General features: G+C 65.5%; 14 protein-coding genes and 1 pseudogene. 7 read left to right on the forward strand and 8 right to left on the reverse strand.

Annotation, left to right across the window (positions count from 1 at the left end; genetic code table 11):
- Positions 1–15: 15 nt before the first annotated feature.
- Positions 16–1,383, reverse strand: coding sequence for an adenylate/guanylate cyclase domain-containing protein (locus tag VFA16_RS21730; protein WP_324969820.1), 1,368 nt, complete (start codon positions 1,381–1,383; stop codon positions 16–18).
- Positions 1,384–1,420: 37 nt separating this feature from the next.
- On the opposite strand from VFA16_RS21730, the gene VFA16_RS21735 reads away from it, so the two are divergent.
- A complete protein-coding gene (locus VFA16_RS21735; RefSeq protein ID WP_324969833.1) occupies positions 1,421–2,695 on the forward strand; it encodes a competence/damage-inducible protein A in 1,275 nt (424 codons plus the stop codon).
- Here the strand turns inward: VFA16_RS21735 and VFA16_RS21740 are convergent.
- From VFA16_RS21740 to VFA16_RS21755, 4 genes are all read right to left on the reverse strand, one after another.
- Positions 2,688–3,953, reverse strand: a complete 1,266-nt coding sequence (locus VFA16_RS21740) for an MFS transporter (RefSeq protein WP_324969834.1) — start codon at positions 3,951–3,953, stop codon at positions 2,688–2,690. The genes VFA16_RS21735 and VFA16_RS21740 overlap by 8 nt on opposite strands.
- 23 nt (positions 3,954–3,976) lie before the next feature.
- A complete protein-coding gene (locus VFA16_RS21745) occupies positions 3,977–4,222 on the reverse strand; it encodes a hypothetical protein (protein WP_324969821.1) in 246 nt (81 codons plus the stop codon).
- Positions 4,206–5,120 (reverse strand): alpha/beta hydrolase, encoded by a 915-nt coding sequence (locus tag VFA16_RS21750; protein ID WP_324969822.1) that lies wholly within the window; start codon positions 5,118–5,120, stop codon positions 4,206–4,208. Before VFA16_RS21750 ends, VFA16_RS21745 begins: the two co-directional genes overlap by 17 nt.
- 71 nt (positions 5,121–5,191) lie before the next feature.
- On the reverse strand, positions 5,192–6,367 hold the full coding sequence (locus tag VFA16_RS21755) for a hypothetical protein (protein WP_324969823.1): 1,176 nt from the start codon (positions 6,365–6,367) through the stop codon (positions 5,192–5,194).
- Positions 6,368–6,532: 165 nt separating this feature from the next.
- Here VFA16_RS21755 and VFA16_RS21760 point away from each other — a divergent pair, with 165 nt between their 5' ends.
- Positions 6,533–7,600 carry an amidohydrolase family protein gene (locus VFA16_RS21760; protein WP_324969824.1) on the forward strand — a complete coding sequence of 356 codons (1,068 nt, stop codon included), beginning with the start codon at positions 6,533–6,535 and terminating at the stop codon, positions 7,598–7,600.
- 2 nt (positions 7,601–7,602) lie between these two features.
- On the opposite strand, the gene VFA16_RS21765 is transcribed toward VFA16_RS21760, so the two are convergent.
- Positions 7,603–8,385, reverse strand: coding sequence for an enoyl-CoA hydratase/isomerase family protein (locus VFA16_RS21765; protein WP_324969826.1), 783 nt, complete (start codon positions 8,383–8,385; stop codon positions 7,603–7,605).
- A gap of 145 nt (positions 8,386–8,530) precedes the next feature.
- Between VFA16_RS21765 and VFA16_RS21770 the strand changes: the two genes are divergently transcribed.
- Genes VFA16_RS21770 through VFA16_RS21780 form a run of 3 tightly spaced genes read left to right on the forward strand, consistent with a single transcriptional unit; the run spans position 8,531 to position 10,880 of the window.
- Complete coding sequence (locus VFA16_RS21770) at positions 8,531–9,181, forward strand: HD domain-containing protein (protein ID WP_324969827.1); 651 nt, start codon at positions 8,531–8,533, stop codon at positions 9,179–9,181.
- 58 nt (positions 9,182–9,239) lie between these two features.
- On the forward strand, positions 9,240–9,950 hold the full coding sequence (locus VFA16_RS21775; RefSeq protein ID WP_324969828.1) for an SDR family oxidoreductase: 711 nt from the start codon (positions 9,240–9,242) through the stop codon (positions 9,948–9,950).
- Between the two features lie 54 nt (positions 9,951–10,004).
- A complete protein-coding gene (locus VFA16_RS21780) occupies positions 10,005–10,880 on the forward strand; it encodes a Rieske 2Fe-2S domain-containing protein (RefSeq protein WP_324969829.1) in 876 nt (291 codons plus the stop codon).
- A gap of 45 nt (positions 10,881–10,925) precedes the next feature.
- Here VFA16_RS21780 and VFA16_RS21785 read toward each other — a convergent pair whose 3' ends face one another.
- Positions 10,926–11,870, reverse strand: coding sequence for a GlxA family transcriptional regulator (locus VFA16_RS21785; protein WP_414687784.1), 945 nt, complete (start codon positions 11,868–11,870; stop codon positions 10,926–10,928).
- 240 nt (positions 11,871–12,110) lie between these two features.
- On the opposite strand from VFA16_RS21785, the gene VFA16_RS21790 reads away from it, so the two are divergent.
- Complete coding sequence (locus VFA16_RS21790) at positions 12,111–12,683, forward strand: XRE family transcriptional regulator (RefSeq protein WP_324969831.1); 573 nt, start codon at positions 12,111–12,113, stop codon at positions 12,681–12,683.
- A gap of 43 nt (positions 12,684–12,726) precedes the next feature.
- A complete protein-coding gene (locus VFA16_RS21795) occupies positions 12,727–13,533 on the forward strand; it encodes a hypothetical protein (protein ID WP_324969832.1) in 807 nt (268 codons plus the stop codon).
- On the opposite strand, the pseudogene VFA16_RS21800 reads toward VFA16_RS21795, so the two are convergent.
- Positions 13,530–13,884: pseudogene (locus tag VFA16_RS21800) on the reverse strand (NAD-dependent epimerase); the annotation flags it as partial. The gene VFA16_RS21795 and the pseudogene VFA16_RS21800 overlap by 4 nt on opposite strands.

Genomic DNA, 13,884 nt, shown 5'->3' on the forward strand with positions numbered 1-13,884 from the left:
AGCCGACGCCTCCGACTACCGCCCGACCGTCGCCTCGTCGCGCGCTAACGCACACAGCTGCCAACGGCCCGGCACGCCTTTGAGTTCGTGCTCACCGCGGTCGGCGAATCTGCGCCGCGAGCCGGTGACGATGTCGCGCAACGTCGACGACACCAGCACTTCGCTCGGGCCAGCAAGTGCCGCGACCCGGGCACAGATGTGCACGGCCAAGCCGGCGACATCAGTGCCGCGCACCTCGACCTCGCCGGCGTGAATACCCACGCGCACCTCGATTCCGAGCACACGCACCGCATCGACAATCGCGTCGGCGCACTCAATGGCGGCACTCGGGCTGCTGAATGTGGCCACGAATCCGTCGCCGGCAGTGTTGACCTCGCGACCGCCGAAGCGGCCGAGCTGATGGCGGATGATGGTGTCGTGGTTGTCGAGCAGGTCTCGCCACCGGTCGTCGCCGAGCGCTGCGGCGCGCTCGGTTGAGCCGACGATGTCGGTGAACACGATGGTGGTGAGCACCCGCTCGGCGTCGTAGCCGCCACGCACACCGGTGATGAATTCCTCGATCTCTTCGAGCATCGGCGCGGTGTCGCCGACCCAGTACAACGAATCCACGCCGGGCAACTCCACATACCGTGACCCGGCGATGTGCTCGGCGAGGTACCGACCGTGACCAACGGGCATGAAGTCGACGTCGGCGCGGTGCAGGATCAGCGTCGGCGCCGAGATGCGTACGAGCGTGTCGCGGACGTCGGCTTCGCTCACCACCTTGGTGGCGGCCCGGGCCATGCTCGGCGACGCCGCCCGGTTGCCGGCCATATCCCACCATGCGCGGAACGCCTCGTCCCGGGCGACGCTCGGCGCGACGATTCGCAAAACGTCAAATCCTTGGTCGATTGCATCCGGTTCGATCCCGACCGTGCCGAACTGAGCGGCGTTGTCCGGATCGGCGCCGATCGGATAGTCGGGCGCCCGCAGCACCCGCGCGGCGCCGTTGACGATCACCAAGCTGCGCACCCGCTCGGGATAGTCGGCGGCCAGCACCAGTCCGATCATCGCGTTGAAGCTCGGCGCGAATATCGCGGCTTGCGTACAGCCGACGGCGTCCATGACCGCGATCGCATCCTCGGCCCAAAACTTCGGTCCCAGCATGTCCAGCGAGGACACGTGCGACGACAGGCCCATACCGCGCAGATCGAACCGGATCACCCGGTTGAACACGGCCAGGCGCCGATGGAAGCGGTACATCGACGGCTCTGCGTCGATCGTGTCGATCGGGATCGACGGACCCGGTAGCACGAGCAGGTCAACCGGCCCATCGCCAAACACCTGGTAGGCGATGTCCAGATCGCCGCACTTGGCGTAGCGGGTCCGCGGAAGCTGCGCCACTGCCACAGGCTAATCAACACAGCAGCTGCGTAATGTCATACCGGTGAGCGCACGCGCAGGCATCGTGATTACCGGAACCGAGGTTTTGACGGGCCGGGTCCAAGACCGCAACGGTCCCTGGATCGCTGATCGGCTTTTGGAGCTGGGCGTCGAACTGGCGCACATCACGATCTGCGGTGACCGGCGCAGCGATATCGAGGCGCAGCTGCGCTTCATGGCCGACCAGGATGTGGACCTGATCGTCACCAGCGGCGGGCTGGGGCCGACCGCGGACGATATGACCGTCGAGACCGTGGCCCGCTTCTGCGGCCGGGAGCTGGTGCTCCACGTCGAGCTCGAGGCCAAGATCGCCGCCATCCTCAAATCCCTCAGCTCGACGTTCACCGACCTCGACTTCGAGGCGGTCCGCGTCGCGAACCGCAAACAGGCCATGGTCCCGACTGGAGCACAGGTCATCGACCCGGTCGGCACCGCGCCCGGCGTCATCGTGCCCGGGAAACCGACCGTCCTCGTGCTGCCGGGACCACCGCGCGAGCTGCAGCCGATGTGGCGGACCGCGATGCAGATTCCCGCCGTGCAGGAGGCGATCGCTGGCCGAACCACCTACACGCAGGAGACCGTGCGGATGTTCGGCTTGCCCGAGTCGGGGCTCGCCGAGACGCTGCGCGACGCCGAGAAGCACATCCCGCGCTTTGAGGCGCTCGAAATCACCACGTGCTTGCGGCGCGGCGAGATCGAAATGGTCACCCGCTACGAGCCCGATGCGGGCGACGTGTACAAGCGGCTGGTCGAGTTGCTGCGGGAGCGCCACGGGCATCACATCTACTCCGAGGACGGCTCCAACGTCGATGATCAGCTGGCGCAGCTGCTAAACGGGCGCCGAATCGCGACGGCGGAGTCCTGCACCGCCGGCCTGGTGGCGGCACGATTGACCGATCGGCCCGGTTCGTCGTCCTATGTCGCAGGCGGAGTTGTCGCCTATGCCAACGAGGCGAAAGTCGCGCTGCTGGGCGTGGATTCGAGCCTGATCGAGGCGCACGGGGCGGTGTCCGAGCCGGTGGCCGAGGCGATGGCCGCGGGCGCATTGCGAAAGTTCGACGCAGACACTGCGATCGCGACCACCGGAATCGCCGGGCCCGGCGGCGGCACTGAGGACAAGCCCGTCGGGACCGTGTGCTTCAGCGTGATGCTGGCCGACGGCCCGTCGATCACCCGCACGCTACGGCTTCCCGGCAACCGGGCGGACATTCGCGAGCGCTCGACCACCGTGGCGCTGCATCTGCTGCGGCGAGCGCTTACTGACGCTACTTGAACGCTGTTGGAGCACAAGCTGTTTGCCTGGTGCCAAAGCGGATTCCGGTGGCGTCCTTGCCGATCAGCGACAGCAACGCGACCGCGATCAGCACCGGCACGATCGTCGCGGCCAACGCAAACGGGTAGCCGTGGGAACTGGCCAGCCGTTCCTGGATAGGCAGATTGAAGGCTGCCAGCAGATTGCCCAGCTGGTACGTCACACCGGGGTACAGGCCGCGGATGGCGTCTGGCGACATCTCGGTCAGGTGTGCGGGAATAACGCCCCACGCCCCTTGCACGACGACTTGCATCAAAAACGAGCCCAGGCACAACAGCGCAGCCGTGCGCGAGTAGGCGAATAGCGGCACGATCGGCAGCCCGAGAAGCGCACACCAGACGATGGTGCGGCAGCGGCCGAGCCGCTGCGAGAGCGTACCGAAGACCATCCCGCCGAGAATGCCGCCGATGCTATAGACCACCACGATCCACTTGGCCGTCGCGCTGCCCAGGCCAGCTCCGTGGTTGGACGCCGCCGACAGAAACGTCGGGTAGACGTCTTGGGTGCCGTGGCTCATCCAGTTGAACGCGGTCATCAGCAGCACCAAGTAGATGAACAGGCGAACCATCTTGACGTCGCGCAGCACGTCGCGAACCTTGGTGTGGCTCAGTCTCATTCGATCCTGCGTGGTTTCCCACACCTCGGATTCAGTCACCCGGTAGCGGATGACGAGGCTGATCAGGGCGGGAAGGATGCTCAGACCGAACAGCCAGCGCCATGACAGTCCCAGAACGTTCATCACCAGCAGCGACGCAAGCGTCGCCAGCAGATAGCCATAGAGGTAGCCCTCCTGCAGCACGCCGGAGAAAAAGCCACGGCGCTCGGCTGGAATCTTCTCCATCGCCAACGCAGCGCCCAGCCCCCACTCACCACCCATCCCGATGCCGTAGAGCAACCGCAGGATCACGAGCACGGTGAAATTCGGCGCGAAAGCGCACAGGAAACCGACCAGGGAATAGCACGCCACATCCACCATGAGCGGCAGCCGGCGACCCACTCGATCGGCCCACAGCCCGAACACCAAGGCGCCCACCGGCCGCATCATCAATGTGGCGGTGGTGATGAACGCGACTTCGGTCTTGCTGTGGTGGAAGGTCTTTGCAATGTCGGCGTACACCAGAACGACGACGAAGTAGTCGAACGCGTCCATAGTCCAGCCCAAGAGGGCGGCGACGAACGAATTTCGCTGATCGGCGGTAAGCCGCTGGCTTCGGCCGATCTGAGATGGGGTTGTCAAGATGTCTAGGCGGGTCCGCCGTACTGCCACACCAAGCTGTGGTTACCGGTCATCGTCGGATTGCACCACATGGTTCGGCCGTTGTCGTCTTGGGTGGTCGCGTGCAAGGTGGGGCAGGGATCACCCGGCGCGGGCGCCTGGGCATGGGCGAGACCGCCACCGGCGGCAACGGCAATCGGCACAACGGCTGCGAGCGTGGCCAGCCGACGTAGCCTCAGGATCGAAGGCCGTGAATCACTTTCGTTCGGCATGGTCCCAGACCTCCATCATCGTGCGCAGGATCTCCTCGGCGCGGCCCAAACCGGCGAGATGGCTTTCGCCGGGCAGGTGGTACAACTCGGCGTCGGGCAGCCTGCTGACGACGTGTTGACCATGCGCGAACGGGACGATGTGGTCACGGTCGCCGTGCCACCACCGCACGGGCACCTTGACTTGCTCGAGCCGGAACCCCCAGTCACGGGCGAACACCACGACGTCGGCGAACGGCGCGGCGAGCTGCTTGCGGCTGCCGTTGAGCAGATCGTCAAGGAACATCGCTTTGAACTCCGGGCGGACCAGTAGGCGTCGATCAGCCTCGGGTGAAATCCGTGCATACAGTTGCAGCGCAATCGGTGCCACCGGCCTGATCATCCGGATCAAGGCGATGGCCGCCAATCGGATTGGCAGTCCGACCCGCTCGAGCAGCGGTGCGACCAGCGTGCCCAGAGTCATCACTCCGCCACGGACAGCATCGGCGCCTTGCGTCGGCGCGACACCACCGAGCACACCGACGGCCACCGCACGGTCGGGCATCGCCGCCCCGCAGGCGAGCGCGTACGGTCCACCGCCGGATAGGCCCACAACCGCCATCTTGTCGATCCCCAGCGTGTCGGCCATCGTTCGCAGGTCGTCGGCGAAGGCGACGACGGTGTCGTACTGGTACGGCGTCGACGATCCGATTCCGGGTCGGTCGACACCGATCAGCCGGATGCTGTTGTCCTCGGCGTAGACCCGCGCCTCGGTCGGAATCTGCCGGCGCGCGCCCGGGGTGCCGTGCAGCCAGAAGACGGCCCGTCCCTGCGGGTCGCCGAACTCGGCGAACCCGAGTTGACGATCATCGCCGACGGCGATGTTGCCTTCCAGCTTGGGACGTGCAATCGCGACCACCATGTCGTGAGTGTTTCACGCAGGAGGCGTCGGCCGAGCCGACTTTGCCATGCTTGGTGGCCGCGGGGCAGCGGTCAGCGAGTGATTCCGGTGTGGCCCAGCGAGTAGTGGCCCGGCTGCGGCCAAACCGTCAACCCGTGCGGCTCGTTGCCGACCTTGATCGTGTGCAGCAATGCTCCATCGGTGGTCGACACGACGTAGACCACGTTGTTGTAGCGCCCGGACACCCAGAACTGGCTGCCGTCGGCGGTGAGGTTGCCCATATCGGGGCTGCCGCCGCCCGGCAGGCGCCACAGCGCGATCGGTGCACCCGTGTAGGCGTCGAGCACGGAGATCGAGCCGTCGGACCGATTGGTCACGAAGAGCCGAGTGGCGTCGCGGGAGAAAAACAGCCCGTGGGCCCCCTTGCCGGTCGGAATGAACCGCAGAACCTTGGTGGCGGCGCCGTCGAGTACCCACACGCCATCCGCGTCGCAGTCGGCGATGAAGTAAACCGAGCCATCTGGGGCGAGCCGGATGTCCTGCGGCCCCATGTGGGTGTGGCGTGTCGGCATGTCCACCGTGCGCAGCATTCGGTGCGAACTGACGTCGACCACCGCCACCCGCCCGGCGAATTCGCAGCTGAACACCGCGGTGTGCCCGTCGACGGAGAAGTCGGCGTGGTTGATGCCTGCACAGTCGGGGATCGGGGTCTTATCGAGCAACTGCCAGGTGGCCGGGTCGTACCAGACCAGTGAGCGCAGCCGCTCGGCCACGGAAATCGCGAAGCGGCCGTCGGGGGTGAAGTACAGGTTGTAGGGGTCGACGATCGGGATGGTGCGACCCGCCTGCCCGGTGTGCGGGTCGAGCGCCAGCATCTGGTTGCCGACGTCGTCGGTGGCATACACGGTGCGCATGTCGTGTGCAGGCACCACGTGCTGGATCTCGCGTCCTACCGGGTATTTGCCGACCACTTCGTAGGTCACCGGGTCGATCTCCCACACGTCGCCGGAGCGGTTGTGCGGGACATACACCAGCGGACGGTCGGAGGCCACGCCGGGCGCGAAGGTACCGGCCGTGGCGCCGGCGTACACGTTGCGGCGGTCGGTTGTGGCCGATCGTTGATGCGGTGTGGCCGGCGGCGCCAGCGCCGGCGTGTTCTTTCCTGCGGTGCTCGACAGTGCCGGTGCACCGATCGAACCCGGTCGGCCCGAGCAGCCCGCGGCCAGCACCGCCAACACCGCCAGTAACGCCAGGACGCGGGAACTCATGGGTTCCCTGACATGGGTCGCTGCTGGATTCGGCATCCTGCCTTGGGTCCTTTGGGTCGCCGCTAGCCGAATTTCACTGTGCTCGGTGATTTCTGCTTATCACCCCGTTAGTGTTTCGACTGGCAGATACTCGTTTGCACCTCTGAAATGTCGACAGGGCTCACGATGCGAATCATCGATGCCGACGGACACGTCGCCGAAAACCCCTCCCTCGCGGTGGAAGCGATCAAGCGCTGGCCGCAATATGTCCATCCCAGCGACGATGGGACGCCGAGGCTGGTGATCGAAGGTCGCAATTACCCCGAAGACCGCGGTCCCGGCGCCGGTTGCCCGCCCGAGCATGGGATCAGCAAGGCCGCTGACATCCACTGCCGGTCGACCGAGGGCGTGCTGACCGACGCCGATCGCGATCACATCGACACTATGGTGCTGTATCCGAGCCTGGGCCTATGCGCGCCCAGCCTGGAAGATCCGCAGTTCGCCGCCGGGTTCGCACGGCTGTACAACCAGTGGATCGCCGACTACTGCGCGCCGTCGAAGGGCCGCCTGCGCGGCGTCGCCGTCACCCCGATCGAACACGGACAAGTGGCGATCGACGTCATGCGGGAGGCGAAGGAGCTCGGCTTGGTGGCGACTCTCGTTCCGCCGGCACTGAAGACCCGCAACCTCGACCATCCGGACCTCGACCCGTTTTACGCTGCCGCCGAGGAGCTGGAGATGCCGCTAGGCATTCACGGCGCGCCCGGTATCCATCTGCCGAAGATCGGCGTCGACCGCTTCACCAACTACATCCAGGTGCACTGCATCAGCTTCCCGTTCGACCAGATGACGGCGATGACCGCACTGGTTTCCGGCGGTGTATTCGATCGTCATCCCCGGCTGCGGGTGGCGTTTTTAGAGGCCGGCGTGGGCTGGGTGCCGTTCTTCATCGACCGGCTGCACGAGCATTACGAGAAACGGGGGAACTGGATCGAGCAGGGGTGGCAGCGCGATCCGCAGGAATACGTGCAGGCCGGCAACATATGGGTGACCTGTGAACCCGAAGAACCGATCCTGCCGGGGGTCATCGACGTGCTGGGATCGGACTTCATCATGTTCGCCAGCGACTACCCGCACTGGGACGGCGAGTGGCCGGAAAGCACCAAACACCTGCGTACCCGCACCGACATCAGCGAGGATGCGCGCGCGAAAATCGGCGGGTTGAACGCTCAGCGCTTCTACGGGCTCAACTGAACTCAGCGTGCCCGCCATTGCGGTGGTCGCTTCTCGGCGAAGGCGCGCGGGCCTTCCTTGGCATCCTCGGTCGCGAAGATGCGGTCGCTGTGCCGGGTCTCGTTGTCGTAGGCAGACTGCAGGTCGAGCGCCAGCCCTTCGACGGCTGACTGCTTGGTCGCAAAAACGGCGAGCGGCGCGTTGGTCGCGATGCGCTCGGCGTAGTCGTAGGCGGTGTCCATCAATTGGTCGGTAGGCACGACCTTGTTGATCAGCCCCATCGCAAGCGCACGTTCGGCGTCCACCATGTCAGCGGTCAGCAGTAACTCCATCGCCAGCGCGTAGGGGATCTGGCGCGGCAACCGCACTGTGCTGCCGCCGCCGGCGAACAGCCCGCGCTTGGGCTCGAGCACGCCGAACCGTGCGTCGGGCACGGCGACGCGAATATCGATGGCGCCCAACATTTCCAAGCCGCCCGCAACGCAGACCCCATTCACCGCCGCGACGATCGGCTTGTACACCGGGAACCTGTGCAAGACGGCGTGAATGGCGTCGGTCGCGTCCCATCCGTCGGGTTGCGGAAGTTCACCGGTCAATTCCGGGATGAACTTCTTGAGATCGGCTCCGGTACAGAAGTCGCGGCCGACGCCCGTGATGACGGCGACCCACGCGTCGGGGTCATCACGGAAAGCCGCCCAGGCGTGGGCAAGGTCGCGGAAATGCGCCATGTCGAGCGAGTTCCGCGTCTCGGGCCGGTTGATCGTGATCGTGACGATGTGGGCGTCCCGCACGTAGTCGATACTCACCGCGTCCTTCAGTTCTGCAGTCGCGATTGTTGGCCGAACCATTGTGTCGCATTTTGTGGGGAAGATGGCTCATCGGACGCAGCCGGGGAAGCCTCGGCCCAGCGCAAACTGGCTTCACAGTGGCCAGTCAACGAAGGAGCCGCAAGTGAGCAGCCCAACGACCAACAGCATCGCCGGTATCGTCGTTCCCGATACCCCGCTGGTGCGTGACGTCACCGACTTCATCCGCGAGGCCGAGGACGACTTACTGTTCGACCATTCCCGTCGGGTTTTTCTTTTCGGCGCACTGCAGGGCCGCCGCCTGGGGCTAGAGCCCGATCTGGAGTTGCTCTACGCCGCAGCGATGTTCCACGACCTCGGCTTGACCGCGCGCTATCGGACGTCGATGCTGCGCTTCGAGGTCGACGGTGCCAATGCGGCACGCGACTTCCTGCTCGCGCACGGTGTCGAAGAAGCCGACGCCCGCAAGGTTTGGCTCGCTATCGCGTTGCACACCACTCCGGGTGTGCCGCAGTTCCTCGAGCCCGAAATCGCTTTGGTGACAGCCGGTGTCGAAACCGACGTGGTGGGTATCGGCCGTGACGCGCTGTCGCCAGAGGTGATTGCAGCCGTCACCGCCGCACACCCACGGCCCGACTTCAAACGACGCATCCTGCAGGCCTTCACCGACGGCATGAAGCATCGCCCGCAAACCACATTCGGCACCATGAACGCCGACGTGCTCGAGCGCTACGACCCCACGTTCGTCCGCGACAACATGGTCGACCTCATCCTGGGCAACAGCTGGCCGGAATAGAAAGCCCGAACCTTGGCCAGTGATGTGCCAAATGCATTGTGGTTGAAAGGAAACGCTCATGGTGTCACGACGAGTGTTGATCACGGGTGCGTCCAAAGGAATCGGACGGACAGTCGCCGACCGGTTGGCCGCCGGCGGGTATGACCCGATTGGCCTTGCCCGGAACGCTCCCGCGGATTTTCCAGGGGAGTTTCACGAAGTTGACCTCGCCGATCGGGGCGCCACTGCTGCGACGCTGGAAACGATCGTCGGTGAGGGCACCGTCGATGCGGTGGTCAACAACGTAGGTTTCGCGCACTTCGGCGTCATCGGCTCGATCGAGCTGGATCACCTGTTTGACACCTACGACTTGAATGTGCGCACCGCGGTGCAGGTCGCTCAGGCCGCCTTGCCGGGCATGCGCGCACAGGGGTGGGGGCGCATCGTCAACGTCACAAGCCTGACCACGCTGGGCACTCCCGAGCGCACGCCGTACGCGGCAGCCAAGGCCGCGCTCGAGACGTGCACCCGGATCTGGGCGAAGGAACTGGCCGCAACCGGCATCACGGTCAACGCGGTGGCGCCCGGGCCCACCGAAACAGAAATGTATCGGCAACGCAGCCCGGTAGGGTCAGACCGCGAAACCCGCTTGCTACAAAGCATTCCGCTGCAACGAGTTGCTAGCCCAGCCGAGATCGCCCATGCGATCTGTTTCCTGCTCGATGAGGACGCTGGATACATCACCGGCCAAATCATTCGGATCGATGGCGGCGGAAGCATCGCCGGCTGAGCACATGACAGACAAGAAGTGTGGACGGCGAGCGGGACGGGTACAGCTGGAAGCGTGTCCGTTTCTACACCAGGTCGACCGTTAATCGACGCGCTTGAGAACGCCGACGTCCTCGATGCGCCAGCGCAGTCGCTTGCCAAGAAGGTGCGCGAACTCGTCGCGGCCAACAAGCTCAAAGAAGCAATCAGCGGAACCTGGCTCGGGCACCCAGTGCACCCGCCGTTGACCGACCTGGTGATCGGCTCATTTCTGTCGGCGTCGGTGTTGGACATAATCGCGCCCCGTGCCGGCGCCCGGGCCGCGCAGCGATTGATCATGCTGGGCATCGCAGCAGCGGTACCCACAGCCGTCACTGGATTCAGCGACTGGGCCGACACCGAGCTGTCCGACGAAGGAGTCCGCCGCGTCGGTTTGGTACACGCGCAAGCGAACGTCTCCGCGTTGCTGCTCTACTCTGCGTCGCTCATCGCCCGTTGGCGCGGTGCGCGAGCAAAAGGTCGGCTACTCGCCCTGGCCGGCGTCGGCGTTCTCGGCGGCAGCGGCTACTTGGGCGGCCACATGGCCTACGTGCGCGGTGTCGGCGTCAACCAAACCGCGTTCGACAGTGGCCCGCAGGATTGGACCGCCGTAGGAACCGGAGCCGACCTGGCGGATGGGAAAGTGCGGTCCGCCGACGCGGACGGCACACCGGTGATGCTGGCTCGCTACGACGGACGGGTCTATGCGATCCACGACCGCTGCGGGCACCGCGGCTGCATGCTCAGCGACGGCGACCTCGACGGCCACGTCATTACCTGCTCGTGTCACGGCTCCCAATTCGATATTCGTGACGGCACCCTACTTCGCGGCCCGGCAACCGTCAGCCAGCCCGCGTTCGATGCCCGCGACGCCGGCGGTCAGATCGAGGTACGCAGCGTCACCCGCGGCTAAGCGGCTAGCGCGACATGCGGGCGCCGGCCGCAACGTTGCTTCAGCTCACCTCGCCGCGGTGCGGAACCTGTCCCGGTAGGTCTTGGGTGAGACGCCCAGATGGGCGGTGAATACCCGCCTGAGCGTTTCCGGGCTGCCGAAGCCGGCCAGGCGTGCGGTGTCGGCGACGCTGCGGCCGGCATCCAGCGCCGCCCGCGCAGCGTCAATGCGTACCATTTCCACGTAGCGGGCCGGTGTAGTCCCAAGCTCGGCCTGAAACAGCCGTGTGAGCTGCCGCGTACTCAACGATGCCTGGGCGGCAAGGCTTTTCACGCTGTGGTCTGCCCCGGGATTAGCCGCGATCACGTCGGTGACCGGGCGCAAGGCCGACTGCGGTGGTGGATCGTTTTCGACGAGCACCGAGAATTGTGATTGCCCACCTGCGCGTTTCAGATAGACCACCAGTGACCGCGCCACCTCACGGACCAACTTGGTTCCGTAGTCCTGTTCGACGAGGGCCAGTGCCAGGTCGATACCCGCCGAGACCCCGGCCGAGGTAAAGACATTGCCGTCGCGGACGAAAATCGCGTCCGGCTCGACCGCGATATCGGGGAATGCTCGGGCAAACAACCGGGCATCTCGCCAATGTGTGGTGGCGCGCTTGCCGCTGAGCAGGCCGGCCTGGGCGAGGATGAACGAGCCGGTGCAAATTGACGCCAGGCGCCGGGTTCTGGTGGGTACGGACTTGACCGCGTCGATCAGCGCCGGATCAATCGGCTGTCCGACCAGGTTGTCGCCACCGGCGACCAAGACCGTATCGGCGGACTCGATTGACGAAATAGGTTGCGTTACAGCCAAACCCGTTCCGATCGTCGTCGTCACATCGCGGCCGTCGACTGATGCGATCTCGATCCGGTAGTTGGCACCGAACCGGTTGGCCTCGACGAAAACCTCGGCCGGACCGGCGACGTCCAACAGCGTCACACCGTCGAAGACGACGATCGCTATCACGCGCGGACTGGCACCGGTATCGGCCACCGGACCATTGTCTCGCACTTTGTGCAGAAGATGACTTATCGGGCGAAAGGCAGCGGCCCGAGCAGCACGGGCTGACGAGGACCGCTTCGGTTAATCCAACGGCTTCGATGTAATGTGCATCGCACCGGTTATCCGAGATTCTCAACATCACAGTGATAGCGGGACTTCGGCACGCCGGGCGGCTAAGCGACACCACCACAGAATCGAGGATCCATGGGTGAATTCGATCCGATCAATGGCGAAGCGCAAGTGATTGTCGATGTCGCCGAAGCGGCGATGCACATGTATCGGGCCGCGATCGATTCTTTGCCCTTTCCGGAGGACAAGAAGTTCCAGAAGCGGGCCGACATCGTTCTTTCCGGGCTTCGAAAACTGCGCGCGGCATTAACCGACGCAGCGAGCCACAGCAGGTCGACGTCCGCGGTCATCGTGGCCCTCAGCGAAGTCCGGCGCCGCTACGACGATCTGATGGCCCGGGCGGCGGCAGCATCTGGATCGAGTTTGGGTCAACAGCTATATGCCGCCCGCATTCGGGCCAAGTTGTCGGCTCTGGAGGTAGCAAACGGTGTGGGGCTTCGCCCCGATCTTCCCGACGCCCTGGAGGCCGGTGCAGCGCCGACCGACTCCGAAGCGGAGAAGATCCGGGAGCTAATCGCGACCCTGCGCGCGATAACCGGCCCCGACGACCTCGAGGAGCCCCAGCCGAGCGAGGCGCAGTTGAACGGGTGGGACGAATCGCTGGCCATCAACGGCGCAGGCCAAGAGGCCGACGCGGCAGCCACCTGAGCTCGGGCGCCGGCCAGGTCCAAGCGTGGCGGATCATGGCGTTATGGCCGGCGACGAGCTCGACGAACTCTATTGGGTCGAACCGGACCGGTTCACGGCCTTGCGCACCAAGCTGTCGTCGGCAGCCAAGCAGCGTGGCGACACCACAGCCGCACGACGAATCTCGGCGAATCGCAAACCGACGACCGCCGCGTGGGTGGTCAATCGGCTTGCCCTTCGTCACCCGGAAACCAAACAGCGCCTCGCCGATCTTGGCGACCGGCTGCGCGCCGCACATGCCGCAATGGACGGCGAGCTCATCCGCGAGTTGTCGGGGGAGCAACGCAGGCTCGTCGACGGGCTCGCACGAAGGGCCTTTGAGGCCGCCGGTCTGAAGAACCCGTCGGCGGCCGTGCATGACGACGTCACCGCGACGCTTCAGGCGGCTGTCGCAGACCCTGACGTGACGGCGAGACTGGGTCGGCTGGCCAAGGCGGAAAGCTGGTCTGGTTTCGCCGACTTCGGCGAGGCAGCGCCACTTGTCACGGTCGATCGGCGCGACAAAAAGAAAGCACAGCAGACGGCGCCGCCGCGGGCCAAGGATGAGGCTGAGACCGAGCGAGACAAACTGCGGGCAGCGATAGCCGCAGCAGAGCGGGCCAGAGCCGAAGCCGACGATGCGCTGTCCGAGCGACAAGGCGAGCTGGCCGCGGCGCGGTTGCGTCATGACCAAGCCTTCAGCCGACTGCGTGAGGCCGAACGTGCGCTCGCGGCCGCCGAGAACGCCTATGACAAGGCCAAGCAAGCCAGCCGCGACGCCGCGAAGTTGGTGAAGGAAGCCAAAGCGCGGCTGCAGCGGGTGCGCCGTTAGGGTGTCGCGCGCTGGCCGACGCCGGTGGCGACTTCCTTTTCCCGGATCTTGCCGCCAGCGCTCGGGTCCAGTGGCGGCGTGTTCATCCCGCCGCGATGCCGCAGCCCGTCGAGAAATTCGCGAATGGCATCCAGCGACGTCCGCGACGGATTCCATTGCATTTCGCTGCGGGCCCGCGCCGTGTCCATGATGGGCAGGCTCAACGCGAGGTCGACGAGTGTCGGGCTGGCCGGCAGCAAATGCAACCGCCATGCCGCGGCGACGGCCGCCCGGATGGGACGCAACGGCAGCTTGACCGGCCGCGCGCCGAGAAGCTCGCCAAGGGTATGCGGATCGAGCACCGGATCGGCC

This window comes from Mycobacterium sp., assembly GCF_035653355.1.
Classification (GTDB): Bacteria; Actinomycetota; Actinomycetes; order Mycobacteriales; family Mycobacteriaceae; genus Mycobacterium.